At 36.6% G+C, this 8,488-nt stretch carries 6 protein-coding genes; all 6 read left to right on the forward strand.

Annotated features, from left to right (window positions below; genetic code table 11):
- Window positions 1-241: 241 nt before the first annotated feature.
- Window positions 242-1,441, forward strand: a complete 1,200-nt coding sequence (locus F6K13_RS08085) for an MFS transporter (RefSeq protein WP_124143327.1) — start codon at window positions 242-244, stop codon at window positions 1,439-1,441.
- A gap of 148 nt (window positions 1,442-1,589) precedes the next feature.
- Complete coding sequence (locus F6K13_RS08090; RefSeq protein ID WP_124143326.1) at window positions 1,590-2,426, forward strand: sugar phosphate isomerase/epimerase; 837 nt, start codon at window positions 1,590-1,592, stop codon at window positions 2,424-2,426.
- A gap of 476 nt (window positions 2,427-2,902) precedes the next feature.
- The gene (locus tag F6K13_RS08095; protein ID WP_124143325.1) at window positions 2,903-3,670 is read left to right on the forward strand and encodes an SDR family NAD(P)-dependent oxidoreductase; all 768 of its coding nucleotides are present in this window, start codon (window positions 2,903-2,905) and stop codon (window positions 3,668-3,670) included.
- Between the two features lie 702 nt (window positions 3,671-4,372).
- Window positions 4,373-5,584, forward strand: coding sequence for an MFS transporter (locus tag F6K13_RS08100; protein WP_205127229.1), 1,212 nt, complete (start codon window positions 4,373-4,375; stop codon window positions 5,582-5,584).
- A 606-nt stretch (window positions 5,585-6,190) separates the two neighbouring features.
- Window positions 6,191-7,183 (forward strand): zinc-binding alcohol dehydrogenase family protein, encoded by a 993-nt coding sequence (locus F6K13_RS08105; RefSeq protein ID WP_124143324.1) that lies wholly within the window; start codon window positions 6,191-6,193, stop codon window positions 7,181-7,183.
- Between the two features lie 313 nt (window positions 7,184-7,496).
- On the forward strand, window positions 7,497-8,488 hold a 992-nt coding region (locus tag F6K13_RS08110), incomplete at its 3' end, for an MFS transporter (protein WP_287287170.1).

Genomic DNA, 8,488 nt, shown 5'->3' on the forward strand with positions numbered 1-8,488 from the left:
TGCTAAAATAGTGCATTATGGTAGGGACGTTCCATGGAACGTCCCTAGGGGATATGGAGAGATGGGGAGCAAAATTGTTGTTGGGTTACTCTGACGGGATCTTGCTACGTTATAGCTATTAATCCCTATATCCGTGGCATAATTGGTGTGAGCACCTCAACCTAACCTACACTTATTGCAACATTTTAGCTGTGTCAGTCCACTACATTAATGCACTGACAACTGTAAAAAAGGTCGAGCAATGGAAAACAGTAAATTTCTGAGTCACAGTACAAAAATTTACTTAGACAGAAACCTGCAAATCATCATTGGGATAACATTGATAGCAGTCTTAGGTTCAGCAGGTAGTATTGGACCAGTATTGCCAACAATGGCATCAGCACTGCAAATTCCTCCAGAAAAAATAGGATTAGTGATTACAGCATTTGTTGTACCCATCGCCATTGGAACTCCCATCTTAGGAGTATTAGCAGATCGCTTTGGGAGAAAACAAATACTCATTCCCTCATTATTATTATTTGCCATCGCCGGAGTTGCTTGCAGTTTTGCTCCCAATTTTCGCACATTGCTAGAATTGCGGTTTCTCCAGGGTGTAGGAGCTGCTAGTTTAGAATTCCTCGCACTTACATTAATCAGCGATTTGTATGCAGGCAAAAGTTTAACATCAGCAATGGCATTCAACGCTAGTATGATTGGTATAAGTTTGACAGTGTATCCTCTAATAACTGGATGGTTAGCAACATGGGGATGGCGCTATCCTTTTTTACTGCCATTGCTCGCAGTTCCAGTTGTACTTGCTGTTATTTTTTTCCTAGAATTACCCTCCTTTAAAAAAACACCAAAATTCCGTTTGAGAGTATATTTAAGAAATATTTGGCATAGTGTTAATAATAGGCAGGTATTAGGATTGTTGTTTGCAGTAGTTGCTTTATTTATATTACTATTTGGTGCTTATTTTACTTATATTCCGATTTTAGCTGCAGATATTTTTGCAGGTTCTAATGTGGCAATTGGAATTATTTTAGCAACTATGGCGCTATCTTTAGCATTTGTGTCTTCTCAGGTAGCATTATTTTCCCAATCTATATCAGAGTTTACCCTAATTAAAATTTCATTTGTACTTTATACTTTGGCAGTAATAGTTACTCCATTCCTACAAAGTATGTGGTTATTATTAATCCCTAGTATTTTGTTTGGAGCTGCTCATGGAATGTGTTATCCTGCTACTCAGGCATTGTTAGGAAAACTCGCTCCTCCAGATTATCGCGCTGGTTTTATGGCTGTTAATGCTACGGTTTTATCTACAGGACAAGCATTAGGTCCGTTGTTAGCTGGAGTTGCTTTTGGAATTTGGGGAATGGCTGGAGTTTTTTATGCTGCGGCTGGTTTTTCTGTTTTGAGTTTGGGGTTAATTAGTAAACTTTTTGTGACTATTGAATAAGCATTCAGCGGTCGGCATTCAGCTATCAGCTTTATTACCTTTAGTGGACAATTTAAGCTCGTTGTTCTTGTGCTTCAATGTTCAAAAATGTAGTAGAAGTTAAGCAAATACTTTGAGTATTTTTTCATATATTTAGCAATACAAAAAAATGAGTATAAGTATACAGAGAAAAATCGGCGTTACTACCTGGATATTTGGTCATAATAAATTAGAAAAAACTGCCAATATTATTTCAGAGATGGGTTTTGATGGAGTGGAATTATATGTAGATATTAATCAAACTCAACCTCAAAATGTGAAAAATATTTTGGCAGATAATGGGTTAGAAATATTTTCCATGACTCCTAGTAATGTGGATTTGGGAAGTAGCGATCGCCAAACAAGAACAGTAGCTCTAGATTACTATAAAAAGTTAATTGATTATGGAGCGGAATTAGGAAATCCCATCATTACTTGCCATGAATATATTCAGAGTCAGATGGGAACTACTTATGCAGGTTCAAGAGATAATTTAATTGCTTCTTGTCAAGAATTAGCAGTTTATGCAGAAAAAGCCAAAATAAAATTAGGTTTTGAACCCCTGAATCGTTATTTATGTCGTTTCATTATGAATAGCAATGATGTTTTATCTTTACTGGCAGAAATTAAGGAGCCAAATATGACTGTTATTCTAGATACCTATCATGGCAATTTAGAAGAAGCAAATTTAGTTGAAGCTATTCAAAGATGTGGGGATAAACTGAGTGTTTATCAAATCGCTGATTCTAACAGAAAAGGCATTGGTTTTGGCCATACTAATTTTGCCGAACATTTCGACGCACTTGATGAGATCAAATTCTCCGGTCCGATAATTCTGGAATGTGCTAAACCTCGACAAACACCAGGTTCAAAAGAAGAGATAGATTTGGATGAATTAACATTTCATTTGTCAGTCAGTAAAAAATGGATTGTGAATCAAACAAAAGTATTAGTTGCTAATAGTTGATTTATGGTTAGTAGTTTTGCTCTAGCCCTAAATTAATGTTAGGATATTCCCTCTATTTTCTTTTTATACAGTAATGCTGCGCAAATAGTCTAAACTTATTGTACTAACTAAAAAAACGTACTGCTATATTAAGTATTTGAGGAGCCAAAGCCCAACTACTTGTCCTGACCAAAAAACATACTGCTATGTTAAGTATTTGGTAAGCATTCAGCCGTCAACTATTGCTTTTAATTTTAGATAAAAGCTTTACTAATTGAGTCAGAATTTATACTTACTATAAAAGCTGCCTGAAACAGTCTATATTCATTAAAATCCTCTTTTTTTTGCTGAAATATGACTGCTAATAGCTGAATGCTTAAAGTATTTGAGGGGCTAAAGCCCAACTACAAACAATTTTTGTTGGGTTTCCTACGTCTACCCAACCTACGCTTATTGTTTCCTTTAAATACTACGAATTAAAATTAGGATAAAACAAAATGAATCCCATCTATCAAGACTTAAAAGAAAAACATATTTTAATCACTGGTGGTAGTAATGGAATTGGCGAAGCTTTAACTAAAACATTTGCCGAACAAGCAGCAGAAGTTACAATTTTAGATAAAGATTATGAAAGAGGTTTAAAAGTAGCTGAAGAATGCCAACAATATCATTGTAAAGTCAACGTCTATGGAATAGATTTAACTGATAGTGAAGCTTTAACAGAAACTTTAGCTAAAGTTAAAAAAGACAAACCAGTAGTAAATGTTTTAATTAACAATGCTGGTTACGACCCCCGATGTAATTTGCTAGAAATGTCAGCACAACAATGGAATGATTTATTTCAATTAAATGTTGTACATTATTTTATTACCTGTCGAGAATTATTACCAGAAATGATTAATGCTGGTGGCGGTAGTATTATTATGACAAGTTCTCACCTAGTTTGGATTGCCAAACCAGATATGGTTGCTTACAATGCTACAAAAGCAGCAATAGTAGGTATGGTTCGGACTTTAGCAGAAGCAGTAGGCAAACACCATATTCGGGTAAATTCTGTAGCACCAGGTTGGATAATGACAGAAAGGCAACTCCAACAGTGGGTGACACCAGAAGCAAAACATAAAACTGTACATGAGTTACAATCAATTCCCATAGAATTAACACCCCAAGAATTAGTCGGAACATATTTATTTCTCGCTTCCGATACATCCAGAGCAATAACTCGTCAGACCATAGTTGTAGATGCAGGGTATGCACAGACTTAATACACAAGTCAAAAGTCAAAAGTCAAAAGTAAGAATCTGACCAGGTTCAGTTATTCTTCAGTTTTGGCTTTGTTGCATGAAAGTCGCGTTCTTAACATCCATTCCGCACCTATATTGCTCTGTTTCGCAATTATTAATGTTCTATTGATCTATTGTCCAATAGTTATTGCTCTGCACAGAAAGCGATCGCTATACACAAGTCAAAAGTCAAAAGTCAAAAGTTAAAAGTAAGAATCTGACCAGGTTCAGTTATTCTTCAGTTTTGGCTTTGTTGCATGAAAGTCGCGTTCTTAACATCCATTCCGCACCTATATTGCTCTGTTTCGCAATTATTGATGTTCTATTGATCTATTGTCCAATAGTTATTTGTCTGTCTATCAAACCTCAAAGCTTTTACCTGTAAAAGTTTCAGCGTTTTTTTGTTAAGCATTGATGTTCTATTGATCTATTGTCCAATAGTTACAGCAGTTTCCGCGCGTTATCAAGTACATATGCGGAGCAAGTGCGACAGCTATATACTTTCATGCAACAAAGCCTTATTTAATTATTAATTATTAATTATTCGGTAAATATATCTATAGCGCTACCCATTAAGGTTAGGATATGAATAGAAGCTGAAACCCTTTTTTATTCCCCTGTTGCCTGTTGCCTGTTGCCTGTTGCCTTGCGCGTAACGCTAAAGCGCAACTACAAACAAAGACTATGTCTCAAAAATCAACTATGGGTATTAACAAAACTTTATTAATTATGGCAATGGTCGGTGGAGCTGCAGTTGCCAACTTATATTACAATCAACCCCTATTAGCAATAATTGCCGAAAGCTTCCATGCTCCCACTCAGCAAGTTGGGTTAATTCCCATGATGACACAAATAGGTTATGCCTTGGGATTACTGCTATTTGTGCCCTTGGGCGATATCATAGAACGACGACGCTTAATTGTGACAATGCTGATAGCAACTGCTCTAGTTTTACTAACAGCAGCTATCTCTCCTAATATTAGTTGGTTAATTGTTGCAAGTTTACTTATTGGTATGACTACAATAGTGCCCCAACTTGTTGTACCGTTTGCTGCTTTTTTAGTAGAACCGGGAAAACGTGGCAAAGCTGTCGGAACTGTGATGAGTGGTTTATTCATTGGGATTGTTTTAGCTAGAATGACTAGCGGATTCGTCGGAGCAAATTTTGGTTGGCGAGCAATATATTTCTTTGCTAGTGGGTTGATGATATTAATAGCAGTAGTATCAATATTTGTACTGCCAAAAGCAAAACCTTCTGTCACTCTCTCATACCCTAAATTAATTCTTTCTTTGGGGCAAATAATTCGAGAACAATTATTATTGCGACAAGTAGCTTTAATTGGGGCAATGTCTTTTGCTGCTAATAGTATTTTCTGGAGTACAATGGCATTTTTCCTGAAAGCGCCACCCCTAAACTACAGTAGTAAAGTAGCAGGAATGTTTGGTTTGGTTGGTATTGTTGGAGCTATAACAGCGATAATTGCTGGTCGAATGGCAGATCGAAAAAATCCTAGATTGATTTCTATGTTAGGTGTTGTGATTTCTAGTTCATCATTTTTAGTATTTTCTTTAGCAAGATATGAATTATGGGGTTTAATTTTGGGAGTGATGTTGTTAGATTTGGGAGTACAAACAACTCAAATCTCTAACCAAGCACAAATTTATAGTTTGCCTGCCAAAATACATAGTCGTCTGAATACAGTTTATATGGTTTCCTATTTTGTAGGAGGAGCTATGGGTTCTTACTGTGGTAACTATGCTTGGAGTAATTGGCAATGGAACGGAGTTTGTGGCGTTGCTTTATTTGTTCTCGTTTCAGCTTTGAGTATTTTATACTTTACAATTTTCTGGAAAAAACCAAAGCAACAACTTTTGAGTCTTAGATCGACAAGATGAAATTTTTGTGCAACCCCCTATAGCTCCAGTAGTGGATTGTTTGATCTTAAATGGTGCATTAGGGAGTAGGGGAGTAGGGGAGTGGGGGAGTAGGGGAGAAAAATTGCTGTTGGGTTTATCCTGCGGATAAGCTCCGAAGATCGCACTTCCTCAACCTAACCTACGCCTATTGCACCATTTTAGATGTGTCGCTCCAGTAGCTTTCGTAGTTGTGCTAAAGCACTCCAAATATCTCTAGCAGCGCTAAAGCGCAACTACAAACTCAGACTTTTTTATAATTATTGCAACCAACTTTACCGAAAAAAGGAGAGGTAATTCTAAATTCTAAATTCTAAATTCTAAATTCTTGAAATCCTATCCGTTTTAAAGGAGAAGTAATATCATGTCCGCTGGTATCGTTTGTGTAAAATCAAGGGTGAATATCTACAGGAAATTTACGTTTTTTCAAGCTTTTAAGCCTTCTTCCCTCTTCCCTCTTCCTTCTTCCTTACTTCACTATACAATACCGATGCTACCGGACATGATATAATTCTAAATTCTAAATTCTAAATTCTAAATTCTTAAAACCTACACTTTTACACAACAAAATAAATAGGAATTTTAACTATGCGTGCTATACGTGCCATTCGCTTTTATAATTTTGGCTCTCCGACGACTCAACTCAAACTTGAAGAACTTCCCACTCCTGTTTTGCAACCAGGTGAAGTGTTGGTTGAAGTTCATGCAGCATCTATTAATCCCAGTGACGTGAAAAATATTTTGGGAGTTATGGAAAATACTACTCTTCCACGCACACCCGGTAGAGATTTTGCTGGAGTTGTCGTCGCAGGTGAGCCAAATCTAATTGGTACTGAAGTTTGGGGAACAGGAGGCGATATTGGATTTATCCGCGATGGTTCCCACGCTTCTCATTTGGTATTACCTGTAGCAGCAATACAACCCAAACCTCAAAATATATCCATGATACAAGCAGCAACTATCGGAGTTAGATATATTACCGCTTGGTTATCTTTGATTGAAGCAGCAAATTTACAACCAGGAGAAACTGTTTTGGTAGTGGGAGGAACAGGTGGGGTTGGCAAAGCTGCAATTCAAATAGCAAAATGGAAGGGAGCTAAAGTTTTAGGTACAGTGCGACGGGAATCAGATTATTCAATAGTTGAAACATCTGGTGTTGATATCGTTATTAATTTGGCAACGGAAAATCTTAATTCTGCTGTTTTAGCTGCTACTGGAGGTAAAGGTGTGGATGTTGTATTGGATACAGTGGGGGGTTCTATGTTGGAAAATAGTATGTTGACCCTCAGTCCTAGAGGTCGTTTGGTCGCTATTAGCGCTCCACCAAAAGAAGCGAAAATTTGTTTTGACCTCCGGGATTTTTATCACCGGGAGTTGCGCTTGTTTGGGGTAGATAGTCGAGCTTTTGACGTAACTCAATGTGGGGAAATTTTGGCAGAACTCAATCCCTTGTTTGAAACAAATGCTATTTTACCACCAGAAGCGATCGTTACTTACCCACTTAGGGGAGGAATAATTGCCTACGAACAAGTACACAATAGAACTAATGTTTCTCAGCTAGTTTTAACTACTAATATGTAGTAATATCATGTCCGGATAATTAGTAGACATCTCCAGAAAAGAGGCAGTAGGCAGTAGGGGGAAAGAATTGATAATTTCTGTATGATAATTGATTTGATTTTTGATTATTGGAGATGTCTAGTGATGAAAAAACTTTCTCCTTTTTTTTCCTTCTTCTTCCCTCTTTTTTTCTCCTGACTCCTGAGTTCCCCTCCTGGGAGGGGGAGGGGCGAGGGGTGGGTTGACTCCTGACTCCTCCGTCGTTAAATTTTTATACCTCCGAGACTCGAAAACTGTTGTAAGATGAGACAGTTTATTGATTAATCAAGGAAAAGTGTCTCAAAGCACAAAAAATTCTATCAAAATTTACCAAGATTCTAATTTTCAGATTATTATTGGAATCACTTTAATCGCACTTTTAGGCAGTGGTGCTATAAGTCCTATTCTACCTTCAGTAGCTGAAGATTTGAATGTTTCTCCCGAACATATTGGTTGGGTAATCTCAGCATTTGTTATTCCTATTACTATTGGTAGTCCAATCTTTGGAATATTAGCTGACCGTTATGGCAAAAAGCAAATTTTGATACCTGCTTTACTCTTATTTGCAATTGGTGGAACCATTTGTTCATTAGCTCCCAATTTTCAGACCTTAATAGAGTTTCGTTTTGTACAAGGAATTGGTGCAGCACCACTAGAATCATTAGTTTTAACATTAATTAGTGACTTTTATCGCGGCAAATTACTGACAGTAGCGATGGCTTTTAATGCCATGAATATCGGTCTTGCTTTAACTATTTATCCTTTAGTTAGTGGTGGGTTAACTACCTGGGGATGGCGCTATCCTTTCTTATTATCTTTGATGGCTATTCCCTTAAGTTTTTGGGTTTTATTTTATTTAAAAATTCCGGCAAGACCTAAGCAAAAATCATTTAACTTAAAAAAATATTTGAGAAACATTTGGCAAAGTATTAATAATTATCAAGTAGGGGGTTTGTTAATAGTAATTGTTTCTATTTTTATTCTCTCATTTGGTTCTTGTTTAACCTATATTCCTTTATTTGCAGATCGCCAGTTAGGAGCAACTCATATTGTAATCGGAATTATTTTAGCAAGCAGAGCTCTTGCCTTTGCATTTGTTTCATCTCAATTAGGGCTATTTGCCAAGTCCTTATCTGAAGTTACTCTAATCAAAGTTGCATTTGTTATTTATTGTATTGCTTTTATAATTATTCCAACAGTTAATAATATTTGGCTGCTATTTATACCTTCCATTTTATCTGGTTTTGCTCATGCTATGATATTTTCCTCAACTCAGTCTTTATTAGA

Source organism: Okeania sp. SIO2B9 (assembly GCF_010672505.1).
Lineage (GTDB): Bacteria > Cyanobacteriota > Cyanobacteriia > Cyanobacteriales > Microcoleaceae > Okeania > Okeania hirsuta.